This window comes from Pedobacter sp. AK017 (assembly GCF_014200825.1).
GTDB classification, from domain to species: Bacteria; Bacteroidota; Bacteroidia; order Sphingobacteriales; family Sphingobacteriaceae; genus Pedobacter; species Pedobacter heparinus.
Genome location: NZ_JACHCW010000012.1, coordinates 87035 through 110484, shown reverse-complemented (window position 1 = coordinate 110484; position 23450 = coordinate 87035). Strand labels below are relative to the sequence as shown.

Genomic DNA, 23450 nt, shown 5'->3' with positions numbered 1-23450 from the left:
TTTATCTTGTAAAGTAATCTAAAAGGGTTTTTACCTGAGTTTTATTAAGTACCATAGTTAACTCTTCTTCTTTAGCCTCTTTTATTTTTTTAACAGATTTGAAATGCCTGAGTAGTTTATCGGCAGTGGTTTTACCAATGCCGGGAATTTGTTCCAATTCTGTTTTCAGTGTGCCCTGATCTCTCTTTTTTCGGTGGAAGGTGATACCAAAGCGGTGAGCCTCATCGCGTAGCTGCTGAATTACTTTTAAGGTTTCCGATTTTTTATCCAGGTATAAAGGATATGGATCACCGGGGAAAAACAATTCTTCCAATCTTTTAGCTATTCCGATTACAGTAACCCGTTTTTCTATGCCCAGTTTCTTTAAACTGTTCATGGCAGAGGAAAGCTGGCCCTTACCTCCATCAATGATGATGAGTTCAGGTAAGGTGTCCTCTTCTTCCAGCATGCGCTTATAACGCCTGTAAACGGCCTCTTCCATGGTGGCAAAATCATTTGGTCCTTCTACTGTTTTCACATTGAAATGCCTGTAATCTTTTTTAGAAGGTTTGGCGTCCTTAAAAACAACAATGGCAGAAACCGGGTACTTGCCCTGGAAGTTGGAATTGTCAAAGCATTCGATGTGTTTGGGGCTTTTTGTAAGCCCAAGGTCTTTCTGCATCTGACTAAGGATCCGGTCTGTTCTCAGATCAGGATTTAATTTCTCGTACTGGTTTAGCTTCTCTTTTTTAAAGAACAATACGTTTTTCTGTGAGAGTTCAAGCAGTTTTTTCTTTTCCCCCAGTTTGGGTAAAGTAAACTTAAGATTTTCATCCGTTAATGTAATGTCAAAAGGGACAATGATCTCTTTTGAGGTACTATTAAACCTGGTGCGGAATTCCATTATGGCAATAGTAAGAAGCTCTTCATCAGTTTCATCCAGGCGTTTCTTAATCTCAATGGTTTGTGTTTGAATGATACTTCCGTTCATTACTTTAAGGTAATTCACAAAAGCGTAACGTTCATCAGAAGCGATACTAACTACATCTACATTGGTGATGGCACTGTTTACTACCGTTGATTTGCTCTGGTATTTTTCTAATACCATCAATTTACGCTGGTACTGGTGGGCTAGTTCAAAATTTAATTCATCTACTGACTTTTTAATAACCCGTTTTACGTCTTTAATGACATTGCCGATTTTTCCATTGAGAATATCTTTGATCTCTTCAATATTTGAATCGTAATCGGGTTCGGTCTGATAGGCCTGACATGGCCCTTTGCAGTTCCCGATCTGGTATTCAAGGCATACCTTGAATTTACCATCGTCAATATTTTTTTTGCTGAGTGGCAGGTTACAGGTTCTTAAGGGATAGGTTTCTTTAATAAGATCGATGATGGTGTGCATCATACCAACAGAAGCATAAGGGCCAAAATAAGTTGATCCGTCTTTTATCATTTTCCTTGTCCAGTATACCCTGGGGAAAGGTTCTTTTTTAATGATGATCCAGGGATAGGTTTTATCATCTTTGAGCAGGATGTTATATCTTGGCTGATGCTTTTTGATCAGGCTGTTTTCCAGTAGCCAGGCGTCTATTTCTGTATCAACAATGGTAAAGGTAATTTTACGGATCCGGGAAACCAGTACCCTGGTTTTTCCGTTCATCTGATTGTCTTTGTTGAAATAGGAGCCTACCCGGTTTCGTAGATCTTTAGCTTTACCGATATAAATAAGCGTACCTTCTGCATCCCAGTACTGGTAAATACCAGGTTTATGTGGTATGTTGGTCAGGGCCTTTTTATGATCGAAAGCACTCATTGGGAAATAATATGTTTAAGGCTATTAAAAACCTAGTTTTTCGTCTAATTCTGTTTTTTGTTCCTGCTGTTGCTGGTATTGATTGCAATCGTATATAATTGATACACCGCTTTTAGGAGGCTCAAAATCGGCCTGAGAAATTTTTAACTTCGGATTGGCATAAACCCGTTTCATGAAACCAGCAAAAATTGGAAGCGCGGTAGTAGCTCCATCACCCTGTGCAGTGCTGATGAAATGAAAGGCACGATCCTCGCAGCCCGTCCACACACCCGCAACCAGTTGTGGACTGATGCCCATAAACCACCCATCTGAGTTATTTTGCGTGGTACCTGTTTTTCCGCCAATGGCAGCCTTAACCCCAAATCTTCCGGCCAAACGCCAACCTGTACCATTGGTAACCACACCCCTTAACATACGGGTCATTACATAAGCCACCTCTTCATTCATAGCCGGCACCGGAATCGGTTTTTCGCTATATAACACTACGCCGTTCCTATCTTCTATTCTTACAATATAGGTTGGTTTAGTCCACACACCCTTATTGGCAAAAACGCTGTAAGCACCAACCATATCGTAAACGGAGGCATCAAAGGAGCCCAGTGCGATAGATGGATAGGCAGGAACATCTGAAGTAATCCCCATTTTCTTAGCGAGCGTCGCCACTGCAGTTGGTCCAACCTGTTTCATTAAATAGGCCGCAATATAGTTCTGGGAAAGTGCCAGGGCTTTCTGCAAGGTTAAGTACCCCGGAACGGTTCCTGATGACCTTGGTATCCAGGGTTTACTTCCTGGCACCTCAATGGTTACAGGTTCATTAAGTACACTATAACAAGGAGAATAACCGTTCTCTATGGCAACTGCGTAGGTAAATGGTTTTGCCGTAGAACCAACCTGCCGCGTGCCCATTTTTACCTGGTCATATTTAAAGTGTTCATAATTGATGCCGCCAACCCATGCCTTTACCAATCCGGTTTGGGGATCCATGGCCATCATTGCATTCCTCAATAGCATTTTATAGTACCTTACAGAATCGATAGGTTTCATTAACGTGTCAATATTCCCTTTCCAGGTGAAAATTGTCAGCCTGGTTGGTGTATTGAAATCGGCTTTGATTTCCTGCTCTGATTTTCCTTCCAGCTGAAGTGCTTTATATCTATCGGATCTTTTAATCCCCTGTTCTATCTGCATTTCCTTACCTTTAAAAGGATCCCGGCCTTTCCAGCTTTTTATAAATGAAAGCTGCAGGGTTTTCATGTATTCTTTTTGTGCTTCTTCAGCATAGATCTGCATGTCGTAGTTTAAGGTCGTATAGATTTTAAGCCCGTCCCTGTCCAGATCATAGGGAACACCATTGTTTAGTATAGAGCGTTCCTGAAAAATTCTTTTAATATCACTTTTCAGTACTGCTCTGAAATAAGGAGCAATGCCATCATTTACAGTTGCTGCACTAAATCTTAGGCCAAGTGGTTTTTCTTTCTCTGTATCCAGTTGCTGTTGGGTAAGTAAATCTGCTTTTACCATTAAACCCATAATTGTATTTCTGCGGGCAAGCGAGCGGTCGGGGTTACGCGTTGGAGAATACCGGCTGATCCCTTTCAGGATTCCAATGAGGGTAGCCGACTGCGCTACCGTCAGTTGATCGGGCGTGGTATTGAAATATACCCTTGCGGCTGATTTTATACCATAAGCCTGGTTTCCAAAATCAACCGTATTCAGGTACATAACAAGTATTTCTTCTTTGGTATAATTGCGTTCCAGCTTTACTGCAATTACCCATTCCTGAAATTTTTGGAGGATACGCTTTAAAAAATTCTTTTGTCTGCCCTCTTCCGAGAACAGGTTTAATGCGAGTTGCTGGGTAATGGTGCTGCCACCTTGTTTTTTACCTACAAGTGCATACAGAAATATCGTGAATGTACGTTTGAAATCTATACCCGAATGCTCTTTAAAACGAATATCTTCTGTTGCGATTAATGCATTGATTACATTGGGTGAGATTTCCTGATAACTTACATTAGAACGGTTCTGTACAAAATAGGTGCCCAGTACCCTGGTGTCATCCGCAAGGATTTCTGATGCCTGGTTGCTTTTTGGGTGCTCAATATCTCTGAAAGATGGCAGTTCTCCAAATAATCCGAATCCAATTGCCATAATGAACAGTGCAAACAATACCATCCCTCCAATCAATAACTTCCATAATCTATAATTATACTTCCTGATGTCCTCTTGTGAAAGTTTTTTGTTCATTTTAATAATTGTTTTTATAGAATTCCAGGTATTTGTTCAGAATATCTTTACTGGTTAATTTATCGAAGTTTTCTTTGCTGATCACGAAACCAGTATAAATACTAGCTGGAACCTTCATTATTTGTTTTAGCTGAGGGCTTATGCCATCTGCATAAGTTTTAGCCTCGTCAAAATTACTAAAGTTCCCTACATATATGAGCTGGTCATTGTCAAATTCTTTCAATTGATGCCTTAAATTCTGGCCAGAATAGTTTCCCCTGTTGAATTGCCCGATACCGAAACGTGAAGAGCTAAGCGTTAATGAGGCATCGGCTACATCAATAACATAATAATATACTGTCGAAACCGCAGTACTAAACATACCTTCTACTTTAATAGGAACGGCTGGTATTGGTTTTTCTGTTTTGGGTACGTTTGTTACTGCCGCAGATTCAATTTTATTGTTTTGCTGAACTGCGGGAATCACCTCTTGCCGGGCAGTTACACTTGGTGCAGGTGCCCGACGGATGGCAAAAGGAGGTTCATTCGGATCAAAGTCTATCAATGCAATTTTTCTTTTTTGAAAATCCTGGAGGTGTTCATTGATATAAGCAATATGATCTTTGACCAGGGGAGTGATCAGCTTGTCGTCTGGAAATGAATTCGTTATTCCATTAAATGTAGTTAAAAGTGTGTCAACGTGGTTTGTCCTGCCTATGGCTATTGCTTTTAAATAAGCGTATTGTGGGGACAGGTAATTTTCCTCTTTATTTTTTAGAACCTGAGCAGCCATTTGCATTACACCTGTAAAATCCTTTTTCTGGTATTGTTCAAAAATGCTATTGTATTCTTTATTGAGGGTAGTTTCCAGTTCCGTTTGTTTTAAAGAAAATGAGGGATCAAGAATTGTTTTTGCATATACAGTGCCAGGAAATTCTTTTAAAATTTTGTTTTTATAATTTGTTGCTGCTGTTTGGTCTTTATTTTTATAAATGAGAAATAGGCCATAATAGGAAGCTGCCAGATGGTTGTTGCCTGGAAAACGGTTTAAAAGGATTTGGTATACCTCTTCTGCTTCTTCAGGGTCGTTAAGTTCCTGTAGATAGAAACTGGCAATATCGTAATAAGCATCAATGATTTTTTGATTGGATTGAGCAAGTTGTCCGGCAGTTAAAGGCAGAGCTGTCGTGTAGGCTTTTATTTCAGCCGTTTTATCAGAAAGCCCAGGATTGTCAATTCCTGCATTATTGGTCAAGGCGGTAGCCATGTTATCTGTAATGTCCTGATTGGTGGTCTGGGCAGATGAACGAATACTCTGGCGCCAGTTGTTTTCCAGTTTTCTGTTGCCCCATTTTTTCTTAAAGTCCGAATACCCTTTACTGAGTGCAGCAGCATTGCTAAAATAAAAAGTGCTGGAAGTTTGGGGCTTATTGCTTTCCGACAGGTTAAAGGCCAATGGGCTGGTATTAGGGCTAACCTGTGTATTTACAAGATCATGTTTGCCAACAGGATTAAAGATTGCCTGTATTTTTGCCTCACGTTCCTTTTCAGGTAACCGGGCAATGTTTTGCAGCGTATCTTCCTTGGCAATGGTCTCATATCGTTTGGTCAGGTATTCTAGGTTTTGATTCTTTTTTACAATAAGTTCAAAACCCGGGTAGGTTTTAGGCAATGTATTAACAGCACTGTCATAATATAGTTTTGCATTCAGATAATCATGGAAATGCTTAAAATTCAGGTCGGCAATTTTTAAATAGGAAAGGCCTTTCTGATATTGGTTTTTTGTGCTTTTTTGAATCGACAGGAGATCGTACTTTTTAGCTTCCGCATAAGCTTCATCTGCAATTAAACTCTCTGCAATCTGATAATAGATCTGGTCAATATAATCGGTATTCTTATCGTCTTTTAACAATGCGAGCAATTCATCCTGTTTGTTAATTTTTTTGCCACTTAACAAGGCATTAATTTTAATGCGGTTCAGATTGGCATTGAAATACATTTCGAAAGGTGCATTGCTCTTTTGCACCTTACGGTAACTTAATAATGCTTCGGAATAGTTCTTTTGTTGTTCGGAAAGTTGGGCCAGGATATAGGTCCACCTGATTTTGTGCTGGCTATCATGGCTTGCCTTCACGGCATCTTTTAAGTAGGAGATTGCTACTGCATTTTTATGATGATATATGGATAGCTGGGCAAGTGTCGCTAATGGTTCAGCCGTATTTTTCTTTAAGTCGGGGATCATATAGGCAAGTGTATCTAGTGTTAGTTTGGCCTCATTTAACCTCCTCACCTGCATCAGGCTCCTGGCTTTCCAGTTTAAAGCCTCCACATAACTTTTCGTGTTGTTTTTATAATTCTTTATGACATAATCAAAATATTCGGCTGCATTAAAGTAATTACCTTTAAAAAAGTTGGCCTTTCCCAGCAGGATATAAGCATCATCCAGGTAGTTACTATAGCTTTTCTCAAGAATAATAATCTGTGCTTTTTTGATAATATCGTCCATTGTTTTAGCCCCGTTACCATCTTTCACTATAAAATTGCTATCGATTTCCGGACCAAGATAAACCGGCAAAACCTGGTCGTAATTTTCAGGGTATGCTTCGGCAAGCTCTTGCTGGTGTGTATTTAATATGACTTTGGCATTATAGATATAGTTATATCTGGCGGTTAAGTTTTGCATGCTTCTGGTGGTCGCATTGTCTTTTTGGGAACCGCAAGCATATATTATGCAGCTGCATAAGCTAAATAATATTACCTTTAAATTGTGGGTAGCGTAATTTTTCAATAGGACGAGTTAAAACTTATAAACAACAATATATATACAAAAGTATTTTATTCATCAATAATTTCTTAACAAAACACGTTTTTATTTATAGCACATTTGTTTATGAAAGACCCTAATCAAAGAAAAAAGAACCTGAATGCTTTTGCGAAATACTCTTCTATTAGCTTTCAAATGATAGTTGTTATTGGCGTGTTTGCCTTCATTGGACATAAAATTGATGTTTATCGCAATGCCAAAACACCAATCTTTACTGCGGGGTTCAGTTTGTTAGGTGTAGCCATTTCAATGTACCAGGTTGTAAAGCAACTAAATAAAAATGACTCCTGATTGTTGAAGCCAATAGTTATGTCTACTTTTGTGAAAAAACATAAAAATTGAGCCTAACCAAATTTACTTTTTTATATTTCTTATATGCTGCCTGTTTAGCAGCAGTTGCCTATTTTCTTCCTTTTCTTTTACCTGATGTGAAGTTGTTTGTTTCGAGCTTCTGGACTTTGTTTATTTTTTTTTCTGGTGTTACTTATATTGCTTATGTACTGGCTTATTTGGGGATAAAACGCCATCCGGAAACGGGAATCATGGCCATTATGGGATCTATTACACTGAAAATGCTTTTTTCTATGGCTTTTGTGCTGATTTACAGTCTAAACAGTAAAGAAAAAGGATTAATTATGGTCCTGAATTTTTTTTCTTTATATTTATTGTTCAGCTTCTTTGAAATATACGCTTTGTTACGTAACTTGCGCCACCAAAATAAATAGTAAAAATCTGCGACTAAATGGATTGTAGCCACGTTTTTGAGTTTAAAGTGAATAGGTTAATTGTTGTTTTTACGCTTTTTTTAGCGTTTTTTTCTGTTACGCCGCCGGCTTTTGCTCAGGTTGACAGTGTTGTTGCCGCTCAGGATACTGCTGCACTTGCCGCTCCTGCTGAAGGAGTTTCGCATGAGGCGAAACATGGAAAAGAAAAATTTGAGCCTACTAAGGTAATTATGGAACATATTGCGGATTCGCATATGTGGCATTTTTGGGGACATGTTTCTATGCCGCTCCCGGTAATTGTATATACCCCTGCAGGATTTGATGTTTTTTCATCTGGTCGTTTTCATCATGGTGAACATGATTACACAAGTGCGAAAAATACTTACCGTTTGGTTGAAGACAGGATTAAAATTGTGGGTGCTGATGGTTTGGTTGATGAAGCCGCTTCTGCGAAGCTGATTGATATTTCAATTACAAAAAATGTTGCGGCGATGTTTATAGCCATCGCGGTTATATTGATCATTTTTATTTCGGTAGCAGGTACATATAAAAAACGTACGGGTAAAGCACCTAAAGGATTACAGTCTTTTGTTGAGCCTATCATTGTTTTTGTTAGGGATGATATTGCCAAGCCGAACATTGGTCATAAATATGCGAAGTTTATGCCATACCTGCTTACTGTGTTTTTCTTTATCTGGATTAACAATTTACTGGGCCTGATACCTATCTTTCCAGGTGGGGCCAATGTAACCGGTAATATTGCTTTAACTTTTGTATTGTCGCTATTTACTATGATTGTTGTAAATATCAATGGCAACAAATACTACTGGAAACATATATTCCTGCCTGATGTGCCTTGGTGGTTGTATCCCATTATGATTCCGGTGGAATTAATTGGTATCATTTCAAAGCCCTTTGCTTTAATGATCCGTTTGTTCGCGAATATTACTGCCGGTCATATTATCGTGTTGAGTTTAATCTGTTTGATTTTTATTTTTGAAACACTGGCTATTGCACCGGTTTCAGTTGCCTTCGTATTGTTCATGGATGTGCTGGAGCTATTGGTTGCATTTTTACAGGCCTTTATTTTTACATTACTTACTGCCTTGTTTATTGGTATGGCAGTAGAAGAGCATCATTAATTAGAAAACTATTTTTTACAAATTATATAAATTAAATTAGTTATGGTAGGTTCAATCGCGGCAATTGGTGCCGGTTTAGCAGTAATTGGTGCCGGTATCGGTATCGGTCAAGTAGGTGGTAAAGCAATGGAAGGTATTGCCCGTCAACCTGAGGCTGCATCAAAAATTCAAACTGCAATGATTATTGCTGCTGCCCTTATTGAGGGTGCTGCTTTATTCGGTGTGGTAGTTGCTTTATTAGGCTTACAAGTTTAATAGCAATTCAGAATTATTTAGGACCGGGAATTTAACGGTTGGTTATTTTCCCGGTCTAATTAAATTACATTAAGAATTTAAAAATATATGAACCCTTTAGTTCTCCCAAGTATAGGATTGGTTTTTTGGACAGCGATAGCATTTATCTGCTTGTTGATTTTGCTTAAAAAATTTGCATGGAAACCTATTTTAGCCTCTATTCACGAACGTGAGCAAAGCATTGATGAAGCTTTGAATAAAGCTGAACTGGCTAAACAGGAAATGGCACGTTTAACTACTCAGAACGAAGAGCTGCTTAAGCAAGCTCGTTCAGAACGTGATCTGATCCTTAAAGAAGCGAAAGCCCTTAAAGACAGTATTGTTAATGAAGCAAAAACACAGGCGCACAATGAAGGTGCTAAACTGATTGAAAAAGCAAAGATTGAGATTGAGAATCAGAAAAAGGCAGCTTTGGCTGAATTGAAAACCCAGGTTTCAACTTTATCATTGGATATTGCTGAGCGCGTATTGCGCAATCAACTCCAGGATAAAGCTAAACAAGAGGATTTAGTCGCTAATCTTTTAAAAGATGTTGAATTAAACTAGTTTTTAGTTTGTTTAGCAAGATATATCGTAAAAAATGTCAGAAAATAAAGCAGCATCGAGATACGCCAAATCATTAATTGATCTTTCAGAAGAGCGCAATGCCCTTGAAGAAATTAAAAATGATATGGTTTTTTTAGAGCAGGTAATTGATCACAATCCTGAACTGGAGGCTATCCTTAAAAATCCTATTGTCCCTTTGGATAAAAAAGCCGGGATTCTGGAGGATGTGTTTGGCGCAAAGGTCAACGAAGTTACTAGAGCTTTTTTTAAGCTAATGGTAAGTAAAGGCCGTTCTGCAATTCTATTTGACACATCAAAAGCTTTTGTTGCACAATATAATGCACTTAAAGGAATTGTAACTGCTTATGTAACCAGCGCTACTGAACTTACTGCTGAAAGCAGGGCCGAAATTATAGCAATCGTTAAAAAAGAAATCGGTGCCAATGAGGTTGTGATTAAGGAAAAAGTGAATGACAAACTGATAGGTGGCTTTATTTTAAAAGTGGGTGACAGGCAATTTGATGCCAGCATAGCCAGCAGTTTAAGTAAACTTAAAAAAGAATTTGCCCAGGGTGTTGTTTAACCTCAGGGAAGATATAAGATAACAAATACTGAATTTACAAAAGAAATAATATAAAATTATGGTAGAGGTAAGACCAGACGAAGTATCGGCAATTATCAGGCAACAATTGGCGGGCTTCAAATCAGAAGCAGAACTTGAAGAAGTTGGTACTGTATTGCAGGTGGGCGATGGTATTGCCCGTGTTTATGGTTTAACTAAAGTTCAATCGGGTGAATTAGTTGAATTTGAAACCGGCTTACAGGGAATTGTTTTGAACCTTGAAGAAGATAATGTGGGTGTGGTACTTTTAGGCCCATCTGACACGATCAAAGAAGGTGATACGATAAAACGTACTAAAAAAATTGCCTCTATCAAAGTTGGTGAAGGTATGCTAGGGCGTGTTGTGAATACATTAGGCGAGCCTATAGATGGTAAAGGACCTATTATTGGCGAGACTTATGAGATGCCTATTGAGCGTAAAGCTCCGGGAGTAATCTATCGTCAGCCAGTTACTGAGCCTTTACAAACAGGTATCAAAGCTATCGATGGTATGATTCCAATCGGTCGTGGTCAGCGTGAGCTGGTTATTGGTGACCGTCAGATAGGTAAAACTGCGGTTTGTATTGACACCATCATCAACCAAAAAGAATTTTATGAAGCAGGTAATCCTGTATTCTGTATATATGTAGCTTGCGGACAAAAAGCAAGTACTGTAGCAAATATTGTACGTACGTTGGAAGAAAACGGTGCAATGCCTTATACAGTAGTTGTTGCAGCTTCTGCTGCCGAACCGGCTCCACTACAATTTTATGCTCCTTTCTCTGGTGCAGCTATCGGTGAGTTCTTCCGTGATACAGGAAGGCCTGCTTTGATCGTTTATGATGATTTGTCTAAACAAGCTGTGGCTTACCGTGAGGTGTCGTTGTTACTTCGTCGTCCACCGGGTCGTGAGGCTTATCCAGGTGATGTATTTTACCTGCATAGCCGTTTGTTAGAGCGTGCCGCTAAGATCAACTCAAATGATGAAATTGCACAGGCAATGAATGACTTACCTGAATCATTGAAAGGTATTGTTAAAGGTGGCGGGTCATTAACTGCGCTTCCTATTATTGAAACTCAGGCTGGTGACGTTTCTGCATATATCCCTACCAACGTAATTTCGATTACTGACGGTCAGATCTTCTTAGAGTCTAACTTATTTAACTCTGGTATCCGTCCGGCCATTAACGTAGGTATCTCGGTATCACGTGTGGGTGGTAATGCCCAGATCAAATCGATGAAGAAAGTAGCCGGTACTTTAAAACTGGACCAGGCCCAATACCGCGAATTAGAGGCGTTTTCTAAATTCGGTTCTGATCTTGATGCAGCTACTAAATCTGTATTGGATAAAGGTGCGCGTAACGTAGAGATCTTGAAACAAGGGCAGTTCTCTCCTATGACTGTTGAAAAGCAGGTGGCAATTATTTATGTAGGTACCAAAAACTTAATGCGTTCTGTCCCTGTAAATAAAGTGAGAGAATTTGAGGCTGAGTATTTACAACAATTGGAATTGCGTCATCCTGATACACTGAAAGCATTAAAGGCCGGAAAGTTTGATGATGCGATTACCAGTGTACTGGAAACTGTAGCAAAAGAACTTTCAAGTAAATATTAATCAGAAATATTAAACTGGCAACCGGTATCTTACATCAGTAAATTCAGATACCGGTTGCCAAATGCTAACAATAAATGGCTAATTTAAAAGAAGTAAGAATTCGTATCGCATCGGTGCAGTCAACACAGCAGATTACCAAAGCCATGAAGATGGTTTCGGCGGCTAAGTTGAAACGTGCAACGAATGCTATTATACAATTACGTCCCTATGCAACAAAGCTGAAAGAAATTTTAGGAAATCTTTCTGCTAGCCTGGAAGGATCATCATCACCTTTTATACAGGAACGTGAGCCTAACAAGGTATTAGTTGTAGTAGTTTCTTCTAACCGTGGTCTTGCCGGTGCGTTTAATATGAACGTAATTAAAACTGCCAATAATTTAATTGCAGAAAAATACAGCGAACAACTTAAAAATGGTAATGTAAGCATCGTTGCTATTGGTAAGAAATCGCAGGATTTTTACGAAAAGCGTAATTATAAAGTGGTTGGAAACAATAATGAAGTATATGCTGCGCTTACTTTTGAAAATGTAACTAAAATTACCGACGCCATTATGGCCGGGTTTGTAAAAGGAGAGTTTGACAGAGTGGAGCTGGTTTACAACAGGTTTAAGAATGCAGCGGTACAACTTTTAACTACTGAGCAATTGTTGCCTTTGCCAAAACCCGAAAGCGCTGAGCAGACAAAGACTTCTAATGTTGATTATATCCTTGAGCCTTCTCAGGAAGAAATTGTAGCACAGTTGATCCCTAAATCCGTTAAGACCCAATTGTATAAAGCAGTACTGGATTCTCATGCTTCTGAGCATGGCGCGCGTATGACATCGATGGATAAAGCAACTGAGAATGCTGGAGATTTGTTAAAAGCATTAAAACTGTCTTACAATCAGGCACGTCAGGCTGCGATTACCACAGAGCTTACAGAGATTGTAAGTGGTGCGGCAGCATTGAACGGTTAATACAGAAAAAATATTTTAAAGCCCCTTTCTCATCGACAGGGGCTTTTTTTATGGGATGAAGACCATTCAGAGATGCAGATGATAACTTGTTCAAAAAAGTAAGGGGTTATACTGCTTTTTAGCTAATAAATATTATTTTTGTGCCATAAATAAAAATAACATGGAACAGACACCAAAACACAATACAGAAAGCATGAAAAGAGCTAATGAGATCTCAATCTACAAATTGATGGTTGTAGGCATCTTAATTAGTATTTTGGGCGTTTATCTGCGTTTTGCAGGCGATTCAACAACCTTGTCAATTGTTTCATGGGTAATCCTTTTTGTAGGTTCTATCGTAGCATGTAAAGGTGTATTTAAGATACTGGCTGCATAAGCTGGATAAATAGTTTTTAAGAATTTAGACCCTCAACACTTATGCTGTTGAGGGTTTTTTTGTAATATTTTAGTGAACAGAAATATTTTAAGGTTACTTCAGCCAGCCCTTGGTATTAAGGAGAAATCTAACCTTTAATATTATGAAATCATATTTTGTTTATCCTGTAATAATTTTTACTTTTTGGAGCTGCAGTAATACAAATAAGTCTTACGAAAGTGCAGATGTAACTGCTGCCAATCTGGAAAATGCGGATACTGCACTTACTATGAAGATCATTAAGACTGCAGATATGCGTTTTAGGGTCAGGGATGTGCAAGATACTAAAGCACAGTTAAGTGCTGCAATAAAAGCTGAAGGCGGGGATATTGCGGAATTTACTATTCAAAGCAATATCCAGCAAACTGACAAAGTTAAATATTCTGCTGACTCCCTACTTGAGCTTACAGCTTACAGAACGGAGGGAGCCGTTACGGCGAAAATCCCTTCAGACAAACTGGATGAGTTTACCAATAAAGTGGCTAAAATGGCTGTCTTTGTTGATTTCCAGTCTATGAAACTTGATGACCAGAGCCTGGTTTACCTGAGTAACAAGCTCAAAAACCAAAACAGGGCAGAGGCTGTGAACCAGCTGGACAAACATGCCAGTAAGAAAAGCAATAGTGTAGGGCCGGCTTTAGGTGTTAAGGATGATTATGTGGACAAAAAGATCCAGAATATGCAGATTGACAGCCGCGTGCAGTACAGCAACATTACCCTTAACTTTTACCAGGACAATGCCGTTAAAAAAATGATTGTAGCCAATGATTCACTTTATGATTACAAACCTGATTTTTTAAGAAGATTTGTACTTAATGTTCAAAATGGCTGGATGATTTTTAAAGAATTTATCCTGATCCTGACCAATTTATGGATGCTGATCCTGTTGCTGCTTGCAGGTTATTTTACTTTCAGGTATTACCGGAAAAGGAGAGCCCAGGCATAGAATGAACGCTTTTATTTCAAGCGTTTTCCATTGTCTTTCACAAAAGATTCCCAACCCGAGTAGGTTTTGCCCTTACCGGCAGTACCTATTTTTTGAAAAGAGTGGCAAACTGCCACAGCCAGCCCGTCCGTCGCATCTAAAAACTCTGGGGTTTCTTTAAAATTCAGCAGTCTTTGCAGCATTGCAGCCACTTGTTCTTTACCGGCGCTGCCATTCCCTGTAATCGACTGCTTGATCTTTCGGGGTGCATATTCGTTAATTGGGATATTTTTTGATAAGGCCGCAGCCATGGCAATACCCTGTGCACGCCCTAATTTTAACATTACCTGAATATTTTTTCCGTAAAAAGGGGCTTCCAGGGCTAAAATATCAGGCTTATATTCATCAATTAATTTTACTGTTTTCTCAAATATCCGCTGAAGCTTTAAGAAATGATCGTCCAGATGATCCATCCTTACAATCCCCATGGTGATCAGTTCAATTTTACTGCCCCGTTCAAGTATTACTCCGTAGCCCATTATTGAAGTACCGGGATCTATGCCCATGATCACCCTTTCCTTTTTTTCAACCAACATAAAACAATATTAAGCATATTTGCACAGAGTAAATTAAAAAAGTTGACATCCAATTATAAAAAGACATTATCATACTTTCTTAAAACCGCAATTGTAATCATTGCATTTTGGTTTGTATACAAAAAACTGTCTTCCAATGAAAACTTACGTGCTTTTGAAGATCTTTTAAAACAGATTCCCCAAACTGAAATTATCCTTATCCTTGGTATAGTTTGTTTATTGATGCTGGTTAACTGGGGTGTCGAAGCATTAAAATGGAAAAGATTAATAGCCCGTATTGAAAGTATTAGTTTATGGCGGGCTATTGAATCTGTTTTTTGCGGACTAACCTGGGCTGTATTTACGCCTAATCGCATTGGCGAGTATGGGGGCAGAGTATTTTTCCTTTCGCCTAAACGGCGCATTATAGGTGTTGTAGCCATGGCCGTTGGAAATATTGGCCAGATGGTGCTGACAAATGTTTTTGGAGCAATAGCGATAAGCATATTTATTTATCGGTTTGTTCCGCTTGATTACAGACTGTTCTATGCTTTAATCGTGCTTTCTGCAATGTTCTGTGCTTTTTTTATGGTGTTTTACTTTAACATCAAATGGCTGAACGGGATTTTGCTTTCCATGCGGTTTACGCGCAAATACAAGAAATTTTATAGCATTCTGGCCAGGTATAGTAAAAAAGAACTGCTGTATATCCTGTTGTTTTGCCTGGCAAGATATTTTGTATTCAGCTCACAGTATTTTATTCTTTTCTTCTGGCTGATACCCGGAATCCATCCTCTGGATATTTTAACAATGGTATGTATATTATTTTTTGTCCAATCTACACTCCCTTCTCTCGATTTGTTTGATATAGGCGTAAGGAGTTATACCGCTGCTTATTTCTTTAGTTTTGTTACCGATCATGATGTAGCTGTTATTGCATGCACAGCAAGTATATGGCTGATAAATATTATAATTCCTGCTATATTAGGCTCTTATTTTGTGTTTAAACTTAATTTTTTTGGAAATACTCAACGCAATTAGCCTTATATCGTCTTTTTTAACGGTTTTATATGTGATGGTGGTGATCACCTTCATAAGAGGATGGCATAAACTGATAAATTTTAAACCGCAACCAGTAATTTTAACCACAAAAGTTTCTGTACTTGTTGCTGCCCGTAATGAGGCCCCGAACATTGCTAAAACAATAGAAGATCTGATTGCCCAAAATTACGCCAGGGATTTAACGGAAATCATATTTATTGACGATCACTCTACCGACCAGACTGCTGCCATTATCAGTTCCTATTCTGATAAAGGAGTGAAACTCATTCGTCTGAATGAAGATCAGCCCCTTAATTCCTATAAAAAGAAAGCTATACAAACTGCTATCGCCCAGGCTAGAGGTAGTTTGATCATTACAACTGATGCAGATTGCAGAATGGGACCAGATTGGCTTAAAACCATAGTTAGCTTTTATGAGGAGAAGAAATATAAGATGATCTCCTCTCCGGTTGCTTATTTTGAAGAAAAAAGTTTTTTTGAAAGGGCACAAACGCTTGAATTTTTGTATTTAATTGGTTTGGGTGCTTCAACTATAGGCAATAGAAAACCATCAACCTGTAATGGGGCCAACTTAGCTTACGAACGGGAAGCTTTTTACGAGGTAGGTGGTTTTAAAGGAATTGACGATCTTGCCTCAGGGGATGATGAGCTGCTGTTACATAAAATGGCCGCAAAGTTTAACGGCCATATCGGATTCTTAAAAAATGAGGATGCTGTAGTATACACACATCCAAAAGCCACATTAAAGGAATTCATTCAACAGCGTAAACGATGGGCATCAAAAAGTACCCGATATAAAAACAAATCGATCATCGTATTGGGCGTTTGCATCTGGCTATTTAATTTAAGTATTCTTTTAAATGCAGCTTCAGGTATTTTTAACTGTTTTTATTTTAAGCTGGCAGTGGTTCAGCTATTGGCGAAAATGACGATTGAATTGTTATTTTTATACGATGTAACCGCCTTTGCCAAAAGACGGAACCTGCTGATATTATTGCCTGTACTTAATGTATTGCATATTTTATACATCGTATACATAGGCGTTGCCGGAAATACCGGAAAGTATAACTGGAAAGATAGAATGGTAAAATAATGGAGATCAATAACAGTCCTTCAAGGAAAATATGGAAGCGCTTTAAGAAGAATAAGATGGCTTTTGGTGGCCTGCTGTTTATCTTATTATTAACCATTATGGGGATTTTAGGTTACCTGATCACACCAGATCAAACCCCGATGGCCAATACTATGCACCTCCAGTTAAGCAATAAGAAACCTGGCAGAACATTTAAATTTTTAATTGTCAGCCGGAAAGAGAGCGTTAAACAGCTAAATTTCATTGAACGGATGTTATACGGTCAGGAAGCTGATTTTAAAAGCGTTCCCATTACCTCCAGAAGGATAGATGGAAATAAGATCTATGTAAGGGAATATATAGGGGATGATGAGCTGGCAGAAGAATCTGCATACCCTTTATTGGGACAGGATCAATTGTATGAGCAAACCTTTTGGCTGGGTACAGATATTTATGGCCGCGATTTACTAAGCCGGCTTATTCTTGGTATCCGGGTGTCCTTATCGGTCGGCCTAATGGCTGTACTCATTTCCCTCTTTATTGGGGTAAGTCTGGGTGCCCTGGCCGGTTATTTCGGTGGTAAAACTGATGCGGCCATCAGCTGGTTCATGAATGTGATCTGGTCACTACCCTCCCTGTTATTGGTTATTGCCATTTCTTTTGCATTGGGGAAAGGCTTCTGGCAGATATTTATTGCCGTAGGGCTATCTACCTGGGTAGATGTGGCCCGTTTGGTACGCGGACAGGTTATGGCCTTAAAAGAAGTCGAATTTGTTGAAGCTTCAAAAGCACTCGGGTTCTCTACTTCCAGAACAATTGTAAAACATATCCTGCCCAATATTGCAGGGCCAATTCTGGTTGTTGCTTCAGCTAATTTTGCTTCAGCTATTTTGCTGGAAACAGGATTAAGCTTTTTGGGATTCGGTGCCCAGCCCCCTATGCCCAGTTGGGGCGGAATGATCAAGGAACACTACGGTTACATTATCATGGATGCCGCCTACCTGGCCATTTTGCCGGGCCTGGCCATCATGCTTACAGTATATGCATTCAACTTGCTGGCTATCGGCCTGCGTGATGCTTTTGATGTTAAATCGCAAAATATATCTGTGTAGCTAAAGCCGAATTTATTAACTTTGGATGTATGCTATTGAACTGTTATCAGCAAGAATTTATAGAAGCCGGATGCGATGAAGCTGGGCGGGGCTGTCTGGCAGGACCTGTATTTGCTGCTGCAGTGATTTTGCCGCCAGATTTTATTGCCGGGGAGCTGAATGATTCAAAACAGCTTAATCATCAGCAACGTAAAAGACTTAGGATCATTATAGAAAAAGAGGCCATCGCATGGGCAGTTGCTGAAGTTGACAATATAGAAATTGATCAGATCAATATTTTGAATGCCTCCTTTCTCGCTATGCACAGGGCCATAGAGAAATTACTGGTTAAACCCCAGTATTTAAGTATTGACGGCAACCGGTTTAAAAAATATCCTGATATCCCCCATGCCTGTATTGTTAAAGGAGATGGTAAATACCTGAACATAGCAGCGGCCTCCATATTGGCCAAAACCCATAGAGATGAGTTTATGGAACGCATTTCAGATGAATACCCGCATTATCAATGGCATCAGAATAAAGGCTACCCAACAGTGGTACACCGTTCTGCTGCACTTGAGCATGGTTTATCGCCATATCATCGTAAAACTTTTACAGTTAGTCCCCCTCAACTTAACCTGTTTTCCGAAATAGAGGGATAATTAGTATTTTCACATAATTGAAAACACTGATTCTTACAAACAGAGTTCCCTTTCCACCCAACAGTGGTTACCCTATAGTGGTTTACAATACCATTAAAGGCCTGCTAAACCTTGGGGTAGACATTACCTTGTTCAGTATCAATACCAGTAAGCACAGAATAGATGTAGACGATATCTATGATCCTGTTTTTGAAAAGATAGAATTCCATTCTTTCAGCATCGATACCGAAGTAAATGTATGGGGGGCACTCCTCAACATCTTTTCCAATCAATCCTATAATGTATCCAGGTTTTTTGATGAAGATGCCGGGCGTTTACTGGAAGATATTTTAAAGGAAAATGAATTTGACATCATTCAGTTTGAAGGACTTTTTGTAGTGCCATATCTTGATACTGTTAAGGCCAACAGCAATGCCAAGATAATTTACCGGGCACATAATATAGAATTTGATGTTTGGGAGCGTATCGCGATGAGGGAACAGTTTACGCCCAGAAGGAGATATCTGCAGTTTTTAGCGCGTCGTTTAAAACACTACGAAACAGAACAGCTTAACCGTTTCCACCAGGTATTTGCCATTAGTGAACCCGACCGACAGCATATACTTAAATTTGGTTGCCAGGCTCCTTTGGATGTTTTTCCTGTTGCCCTTGATTTTGAAAAATACATTATTGATCAGACTAAAACCAGTTTCCCTACTTTGTTTCATCTGGGGGCTATGGATTGGCGGCCCAATAAAGAAGGTCTGGAATGGTTTCTGGATGAAATATGGCCCGATATAGAAAAACTAAATTCTGAACTTCGTTTTTATATTGCAGGCAAGAGCATGCAACGCCAGTTTTTTGAATATGATTCTGAAAACCTGGTTGTTGAAGGTGAAATTTTTGATGCCATAGAGTTTATAAACTCTAAAGCCATTATGATTGTCCCGCTATTGTCCAGCAGTGGAATGCGTGTTAAAATTATAGAAGGAATGGCTATGCGGAAATGTATAATTGCTACCAGTATGGCTGCCGAGGGGATCAGTTATGAGCATGGAAAAGATATTCTCATCGCCAACACTGCGGATGAGTTTTACAGGTCTATTTTACAATGTATCACCAATCCCAAAAAATGGCGGGAAATTGGCGATAATGCAAGAAAAACAGTAGAAAGGGATCATGATATCCATGCCATTTCTAAACGGATGCTGGATATTTACCACAAATTAATTAGTGCCTAAATTTATATACCTTTGCCACGCTTTTATTTATATTAAACTGTATGAAGAATACCGCACTAACCAATAAACACATTTCTTTAGGCGCCAAAATGGTGCCATTTGCCGGGTACAACATGCCTGTACAATACGAAGGTATCAATGCAGAGCACGCTGCAGTGCGCAACAGCGTTGGCGTTTTCGACGTGAGCCATATGGGTGAATTTATTCTGAAAGGTGAAAATGCTTTAGACCTGATCCAGCGTGTAACCAGTAACGATGCCTCAAAACTATATGATGGTAAGGTGCAGTATTCCTGCTTGCCAAATGAAAATGGTGGTATTGTAGACGATCTGCTGGTTTACCGCATTGATGAACTTACTTATATGCTTGTGGTGAATGCTTCAAACATTGAAAAAGACTGGAACTGGATACAAAAGTTCAATACCAGAGGAGTGGAAATGCATAATATATCTGATAAAACATCTTTATTGGCCATACAGGGGCCTAAAGCTGCAGAGGCCCTGCAAAGCTTAACAGATGTTGACCTGGCATCAATGGACTACTACAATTTTGTAAAGGGCAAATTTGCAGGTGTAGATAATGTACTGGTTTCTGCAACAGGGTATACCGGTGCCGGAGGCTTCGAGATTTACTTTGACAACGAACACGCAGATGCCATCTGGAATGCCATTTTTGAAGCGGGAAAACCATTTAACATCAAGCCAATTGGCTTAGGTGCCAGAGACACCCTGCGCCTTGAAATGGGTTTCTGTCTTTACGGAAATGATATTGACGACCATACCTCCCCAATTGAAGCGGGACTGGGATGGATCACCAAATTCTCTAAAATATTTACCAATTCAGAAGCACTCCTTGCACAAAAAGAAGCCGGGGTGGCCAGAAAGCTGGTTGGTTTTGAAATGATCGACAGGGGTATACCACGTCATGATTACGAAATTGTTGATGGAGAAGGTAATGTAATCGGTAAAGTTACTTCTGGTACCCAATCGCCCTCCCTGCAAAAAGCAATAGGAATGGGATATATAGATAAAGCTTTTGCCAAAGAAGGAACGGAGATCTTTATTCATATCCGTAACCAAAAAATACTGGCAAAAATCGTAAAATTCCCTTTTTATAAATAAATACTTTAACTGCCCTAAACCCTCAATTGTCTGTGTATGCATAAAAAAAGCATAGAAGTTTGTTTAACTCCCGCATTATTAAACCTGTACGATATTAAAGAAAGCGTTGTTGTCGTTATTGATATTTTAAGGGCAACATCTTCCATTGTATATGGTATTGACAATGGAGCAACTGCAATTATTCCGGTTGCCCATGTTGAAGATTGCTTAAACTATGCAGATAAAGGCTATTTACTGGCAGCAGAAAGAAATGGAGAAGTTGTAGCAGGTTACGACTTTGGCAACTCTCCATTTTCTTACGTTAGTGATAAGGTTAAAAATAAAACAGTAGTGCTGACTACCACCAATGGAACAAAAGCATTGCACCTTGCCCAGGTAAATGCGCATCAGGTAGTAATTGGTGCTTTTCTCAATTTAAAGGCACTATGTAGCTGGCTTAAATCCCAGGAAAAAGATGTACTGCTGCTTTGTGCCGGCTGGAAAGATAAATTTAACCTGGAAGATACCCTTTTTGCTGGTGCAGTAGTAAATGAACTTCGTAAGGATTTTACACATTTTGATGATTCATGTGTTGCGGCAGAAGACTTGTATCTGCTGGCTAAAGATGACCTTAGAAATTATCTTCATAAATCATCACACAGTCACCGATTGGCCGAGCTGAACATTGAAGAAGATGTGAAATTTTGTTTACAGCTTAATATATGCCAGGCAATCCCTGTACTGGTAGGGGAGGCGCTGGTAGCCTTAAAGGCTTAGCTCACTTAATTTCTCGTTGTTTTTTATGGTCTTTAGGGCTTCTTCATAAGCCAGCCAATAAATGGTTTCAGCTTTCGCCATGTCAAAAGTACTGATGCTCCCCATTCCTTTTGGCTCTACCATAATGTTACAAAGTGCAGTTTTTTGCTCCATGTCTTTGTTAATAGACATGATTCCGGCCCTGGTCACTAATGATGTGATCCCGGTCATCTTATCAACAGGATTTAAATGATTGCATGAAGAACCAATAATAAAATCACAGTTGTCAAGCAAAGGCTCAACAGGGAAATTATTCAATATCCCTCCATCTACATACATTTGCCCTTCAATCATAATCGGTTTAAAGATACCTGGAATACAGCTTGACGCCTGTATCGCCCTGATCAGTGGGCCTTTGTTAAAGTAAACCAGTTTGCCTTCGCTAAAATTGGTCGCCGCAATGGTAAGCGGAATCTTCAGGTGCTCTATTCTGTCATCAGGAAAATAGGCCTTCAGCAAGTCGGCAGTATGCTCTATATTGATGAGGCCCAAAGCACCAACAGCAGGTCTTACAAAGCGAAGGAGTTTGGTTTTGATAAAAATATTTAAACCTTCTTCAGGGTCGATGCCGGCGGCATAAAAAGCTCCCGCAATTGATCCTGCGCTTGTACCGCTGATGTGGCTAAACTGTATACCCGCATTAATAAATGCTTTCAGAACACCTAAATGTGCAATGCCACGTATGCCACCACCCGATAATACAATTCCAATTTTAGCCATATCAATTATTTAGGCTTGTATTTAGCAGCCTGTAATATCTTTTGCATATCTTTTTCCGTCATCAGCTGTTGCAACGTAACTTTGGGGTTTTCCCGCATATACTTTTTAACAATTTGCCAGCCTATCCATATACCTAGCTTTGGGGCCGACTCATTCTTTTCACCCAGTCCCGGGGTAAAGGGACCCTCACTTAAAAATACCTGTATTTTCTGATAATCAGTTTCAAATAATAAATCGTTTGCCAGATAATAGCCCCAAATGTCACTTTCAAAAGTTTTGCACCATTCCAGCTGTTTCGATGTATAGCCAATCTTAACAGAATCAGGTACTTCATCGGCCAATACCTGATCCATAAAATACAGGATTTTGCCATTGTATATCATTTTCGACAGTAATGACCGGTCTTCATCTTTTTCCCGAAAAAGTTCTTCCCTGGCGTAAGTTTCTGTAACTCTGGGTACAATATATGTGGGGGTAAAACGTCTGGACAAATACAAAGGCACACTTTCTACAATGGCCATATAAAATTTGCTGTCCTTACCTAAAAACATGTCCAGGCCAATCCCCATATAATTATCCCCAATAGGGGTTTGTACGGCAAAACCCGAGATAAACGAAATGAACCTTGGTACCTCAGCTTTAGGGTAGTAATATTTAATATATTTAAAAGTTTGTGTAAGGTCTTTTTCTATTGGAGTAAGACTACTAAAAACACTATCTTTTTCCTTGTTCAAATCGTAGTAAGCCTGGTCTTTATATAACGTAGAAAGAATTTCCTCATTGCTGTAATTAAAATTACCTACCATTCGGTGTACATAATCATCATAAAATACACCATATTTTTTTTGCAGCAACAAGTCTGTCTGTTTAAGGTCTTTTTCTTTTCCGGCATATAAATCCTGATCAAAACGTTCAATTTTTACATCCAGATGTATGGTGCTTACGTCAGGTTTACTACTTTGCTTACAGGAAAGAAAAGTTATTATAAACAGAAAAAATAGATAGCTTTGACTGATTTTTACGTTATGTATCATTAATCACAAATATAAATTAAGTAATAGAAAA

Annotated in this window: 23 protein-coding genes; 17 read left to right on the top strand and 6 right to left on the bottom strand. The window is 39.1% G+C overall.

Translation table 11 applies throughout. The features are described 5' to 3' along the window. Position 1 precedes the first annotated feature (1 nt). Genes uvrC through HDC92_RS17570 form a run of 3 tightly spaced genes read right to left on the bottom strand, consistent with a single transcriptional unit; the run spans position 2 to position 6707 of the window. Positions 2-1798 (bottom strand): excinuclease ABC subunit UvrC, encoded by a 1797-nt coding sequence (uvrC, locus tag HDC92_RS17580; RefSeq protein ID WP_183876410.1) that lies wholly within the window; start codon positions 1796-1798, stop codon positions 2-4. A gap of 24 nt (positions 1799-1822) precedes the next feature. Next, positions 1823-4045 carry a penicillin-binding protein 1A gene (locus tag HDC92_RS17575; protein WP_183876408.1) on the bottom strand — a complete coding sequence of 741 codons (2223 nt, stop codon included), beginning with the start codon at positions 4043-4045 and terminating at the stop codon, positions 1823-1825. A gap of 1 nt (position 4046) precedes the next feature. Next, on the bottom strand, positions 4047-6707 hold the full coding sequence (locus HDC92_RS17570; protein ID WP_255484569.1) for a tetratricopeptide repeat protein: 2661 nt from the start codon (positions 6705-6707) through the stop codon (positions 4047-4049). Positions 6708-6914: 207 nt separating this feature from the next. Between HDC92_RS17570 and HDC92_RS17565 the strand changes: the two genes are divergently transcribed. The 10 genes from HDC92_RS17565 to HDC92_RS17520 all read left to right on the top strand — a co-directional run bounded on the left by HDC92_RS17565 (position 6915) and on the right by HDC92_RS17520 (position 14088). Next, on the top strand, positions 6915-7139 hold the full coding sequence (locus HDC92_RS17565; protein WP_012780567.1) for an AtpZ/AtpI family protein: 225 nt from the start codon (positions 6915-6917) through the stop codon (positions 7137-7139). A 47-nt stretch (positions 7140-7186) separates the two neighbouring features. Further along, complete coding sequence (locus HDC92_RS17560; RefSeq protein WP_183876397.1) at positions 7187-7573, top strand: hypothetical protein; 387 nt, start codon at positions 7187-7189, stop codon at positions 7571-7573. Positions 7574-7590: 17 nt separating this feature from the next. Beyond that, positions 7591-8715 carry a F0F1 ATP synthase subunit A gene (gene atpB, locus HDC92_RS17555; RefSeq protein WP_183876396.1) on the top strand — a complete coding sequence of 375 codons (1125 nt, stop codon included), beginning with the start codon at positions 7591-7593 and terminating at the stop codon, positions 8713-8715. 42 nt (positions 8716-8757) lie between these two features. Beyond that, positions 8758-8970, top strand: a complete 213-nt coding sequence (gene atpE, locus HDC92_RS17550; RefSeq protein ID WP_012780570.1) for an ATP synthase F0 subunit C — start codon at positions 8758-8760, stop codon at positions 8968-8970. Positions 8971-9057: 87 nt separating this feature from the next. Beyond that, positions 9058-9555: a F0F1 ATP synthase subunit B gene (gene atpF / locus HDC92_RS17545; protein ID WP_012780571.1), complete on the top strand. Its 498-nt coding sequence runs from the start codon at positions 9058-9060 to the stop codon at positions 9553-9555. Positions 9556-9589: 34 nt separating this feature from the next. After that, positions 9590-10138 (top strand): ATP synthase F1 subunit delta, encoded by a 549-nt coding sequence (atpH, locus tag HDC92_RS17540; RefSeq protein ID WP_012780572.1) that lies wholly within the window; start codon positions 9590-9592, stop codon positions 10136-10138. Between the two features lie 58 nt (positions 10139-10196). Next, the gene (gene atpA / locus HDC92_RS17535; RefSeq protein ID WP_012780573.1) at positions 10197-11771 is read left to right on the top strand and encodes a F0F1 ATP synthase subunit alpha; all 1575 of its coding nucleotides are present in this window, start codon (positions 10197-10199) and stop codon (positions 11769-11771) included. Between the two features lie 74 nt (positions 11772-11845). Continuing rightward, on the top strand, positions 11846-12727 hold the full coding sequence (gene atpG / locus HDC92_RS17530) for an ATP synthase F1 subunit gamma (protein WP_012780574.1): 882 nt from the start codon (positions 11846-11848) through the stop codon (positions 12725-12727). A 160-nt stretch (positions 12728-12887) separates the two neighbouring features. Further along, positions 12888-13103, top strand: a complete 216-nt coding sequence (locus HDC92_RS17525; protein WP_012780575.1) for a hypothetical protein — start codon at positions 12888-12890, stop codon at positions 13101-13103. 142 nt (positions 13104-13245) lie between these two features. Beyond that, the gene (locus HDC92_RS17520) at positions 13246-14088 is read left to right on the top strand and encodes a DUF4349 domain-containing protein (RefSeq protein WP_183876394.1); all 843 of its coding nucleotides are present in this window, start codon (positions 13246-13248) and stop codon (positions 14086-14088) included. Between the two features lie 11 nt (positions 14089-14099). On the opposite strand, the gene ruvC is transcribed toward HDC92_RS17520, so the two are convergent. Beyond that, positions 14100-14663 (bottom strand): crossover junction endodeoxyribonuclease RuvC, encoded by a 564-nt coding sequence (ruvC, locus tag HDC92_RS17515; protein WP_183876392.1) that lies wholly within the window; start codon positions 14661-14663, stop codon positions 14100-14102. Positions 14664-14705: 42 nt separating this feature from the next. Between ruvC and HDC92_RS17510 the strand changes: the two genes are divergently transcribed. From HDC92_RS17510 to HDC92_RS17480, 7 genes are read left to right on the top strand one after another with little or no spacing between them, the layout of a single operon-like run. Then, positions 14706-15683: a hypothetical protein gene (locus HDC92_RS17510; protein WP_012780578.1), complete on the top strand. Its 978-nt coding sequence runs from the start codon at positions 14706-14708 to the stop codon at positions 15681-15683. Between the two features lie 34 nt (positions 15684-15717). Beyond that, positions 15718-16797 carry a glycosyltransferase family 2 protein gene (locus tag HDC92_RS17505; protein WP_183876489.1) on the top strand — a complete coding sequence of 360 codons (1080 nt, stop codon included), beginning with the start codon at positions 15718-15720 and terminating at the stop codon, positions 16795-16797. Further along, positions 16797-17888, top strand: a complete 1092-nt coding sequence (locus HDC92_RS17500; RefSeq protein WP_183876390.1) for an ABC transporter permease — start codon at positions 16797-16799, stop codon at positions 17886-17888. Before HDC92_RS17505 ends, HDC92_RS17500 begins: the two co-directional genes overlap by 1 nt. Positions 17889-17917: 29 nt before the next feature. Further along, complete coding sequence (locus HDC92_RS17495) at positions 17918-18529, top strand: ribonuclease HII (protein ID WP_012780581.1); 612 nt, start codon at positions 17918-17920, stop codon at positions 18527-18529. A 17-nt stretch (positions 18530-18546) separates the two neighbouring features. Further along, positions 18547-19749, top strand: a complete 1203-nt coding sequence (locus HDC92_RS17490; protein ID WP_012780582.1) for a glycosyltransferase family 4 protein — start codon at positions 18547-18549, stop codon at positions 19747-19749. A 41-nt stretch (positions 19750-19790) separates the two neighbouring features. Then, a complete protein-coding gene (gcvT, locus tag HDC92_RS17485) occupies positions 19791-20870 on the top strand; it encodes a glycine cleavage system aminomethyltransferase GcvT (RefSeq protein WP_183876388.1) in 1080 nt (359 codons plus the stop codon). 36 nt (positions 20871-20906) lie between these two features. Further along, positions 20907-21626, top strand: coding sequence for a 2-phosphosulfolactate phosphatase (locus HDC92_RS17480; RefSeq protein ID WP_012780584.1), 720 nt, complete (start codon positions 20907-20909; stop codon positions 21624-21626). On the opposite strand, the gene HDC92_RS17475 is transcribed toward HDC92_RS17480, so the two are convergent. Next, entirely contained in the window at positions 21615-22385 is a 771-nt protein-coding gene (locus HDC92_RS17475; protein ID WP_012780585.1) for a patatin-like phospholipase family protein, read from the bottom strand. The genes HDC92_RS17480 and HDC92_RS17475 overlap by 12 nt on opposite strands. A 5-nt stretch (positions 22386-22390) precedes the next feature. After that, positions 22391-23419, bottom strand: a complete 1029-nt coding sequence (gldB, locus tag HDC92_RS17470) for a gliding motility lipoprotein GldB (RefSeq protein WP_183876386.1) — start codon at positions 23417-23419, stop codon at positions 22391-22393. Between the last annotated feature and the right edge of the window lie 31 nt (positions 23420-23450).

Bases quoted from the DNA above. Each gene is read 5' to 3' on its own strand.
- HDC92_RS17520 (WP_183876394.1), top strand. From the start codon at position 13,246: ATGAAATCATATTTTGTTTATCCTGTAATAATTTTTACTTTTTGGAGC.
- gcvT (WP_183876388.1), top strand. From the start codon at position 19,791: ATGAAGAATACCGCACTAACCAATAAACACATTTCTTTAGGCGCCAAA.
- atpE (WP_012780570.1), top strand. From the start codon at position 8,758: ATGGTAGGTTCAATCGCGGCAATTGGTGCCGGTTTAGCAGTAATTGGT.
- HDC92_RS17570 (WP_255484569.1), bottom strand. From the start codon at position 6,707: ATGCAAAACTTAACCGCCAGATATAACTATATCTATAATGCCAAAGTC.
- atpB (WP_183876396.1), top strand. From the start codon at position 7,591: ATGGATTGTAGCCACGTTTTTGAGTTTAAAGTGAATAGGTTAATTGTT.
- ruvC (WP_183876392.1), bottom strand. From the start codon at position 14,663: ATGTTGGTTGAAAAAAAGGAAAGGGTGATCATGGGCATAGATCCCGGT.
- HDC92_RS17525 (WP_012780575.1), top strand. From the start codon at position 12,888: ATGGAACAGACACCAAAACACAATACAGAAAGCATGAAAAGAGCTAAT.
- atpG (WP_012780574.1), top strand. From the start codon at position 11,846: ATGGCTAATTTAAAAGAAGTAAGAATTCGTATCGCATCGGTGCAGTCA.
- atpH (WP_012780572.1), top strand. From the start codon at position 9,590: ATGTCAGAAAATAAAGCAGCATCGAGATACGCCAAATCATTAATTGAT.
- HDC92_RS17565 (WP_012780567.1), top strand. From the start codon at position 6,915: ATGAAAGACCCTAATCAAAGAAAAAAGAACCTGAATGCTTTTGCGAAA.
- atpF (WP_012780571.1), top strand. From the start codon at position 9,058: ATGAACCCTTTAGTTCTCCCAAGTATAGGATTGGTTTTTTGGACAGCG.
- HDC92_RS17495 (WP_012780581.1), top strand. From the start codon at position 17,918: ATGCTATTGAACTGTTATCAGCAAGAATTTATAGAAGCCGGATGCGAT.
- HDC92_RS17500 (WP_183876390.1), top strand. From the start codon at position 16,797: ATGGAGATCAATAACAGTCCTTCAAGGAAAATATGGAAGCGCTTTAAG.
- gldB (WP_183876386.1), bottom strand. From the start codon at position 23,419: ATGATACATAACGTAAAAATCAGTCAAAGCTATCTATTTTTTCTGTTT.
- atpA (WP_012780573.1), top strand. From the start codon at position 10,197: ATGGTAGAGGTAAGACCAGACGAAGTATCGGCAATTATCAGGCAACAA.
- HDC92_RS17475 (WP_012780585.1), bottom strand. From the start codon at position 22,385: ATGGCTAAAATTGGAATTGTATTATCGGGTGGTGGCATACGTGGCATT.
- HDC92_RS17575 (WP_183876408.1), bottom strand. From the start codon at position 4,045: ATGAACAAAAAACTTTCACAAGAGGACATCAGGAAGTATAATTATAGA.
- HDC92_RS17480 (WP_012780584.1), top strand. From the start codon at position 20,907: ATGCATAAAAAAAGCATAGAAGTTTGTTTAACTCCCGCATTATTAAAC.
- HDC92_RS17505 (WP_183876489.1), top strand. From the start codon at position 15,718: ATGGTGGTGATCACCTTCATAAGAGGATGGCATAAACTGATAAATTTT.
- uvrC (WP_183876410.1), bottom strand. From the start codon at position 1,798: ATGAGTGCTTTCGATCATAAAAAGGCCCTGACCAACATACCACATAAA.